The following is a 293-nucleotide window of genomic DNA, read 5'->3' as shown; positions in this document are numbered from 1 at the left end:
CGACTGGGTGCGGTCGTGCACGGCCGTGATGGTGAGCGCACCGTCCTTGACGCTGAACGGGTCGTAGCCGGAGGCGGGGTCGACGAACGACGACTTGCCGAAGCCGATGTCTGCCTTGCCGTCGCCCATCCGCCACTCGTCCCGGGCATCCTGCCACTTGGTCTGATCGCCCGACCAGGAGATGCTGCGCGTATTGAACTCGTCGTCAAAGGTTAGCTTGTAACCTGACAGATCCAGCATGAATGTATTCCCCAAACAAAAGGCAAGATGCGGATCTTTGTCCGTGTTATAAG

1 pseudogene is annotated in these 293 nt (G+C 59.0%); it reads right to left on the bottom strand.

Features of this window, described 5'->3' with window-relative positions:
* Positions 1 to 240 (bottom strand): annotated as a pseudogene (locus MFF58_RS32095) (Hint domain-containing protein); the annotation flags it as partial.
* Positions 241 to 293: the final 53 nt, after the last annotated feature.

This window comes from Methylobacterium longum, from assembly GCF_022179385.1.
Lineage (GTDB): Bacteria > Pseudomonadota > Alphaproteobacteria > Rhizobiales > Beijerinckiaceae > Methylobacterium > Methylobacterium longum.
The sequence above is the reverse complement of the archived record's forward strand: the minus strand, read 5'-3'. Positions and strand labels throughout refer to the sequence as shown.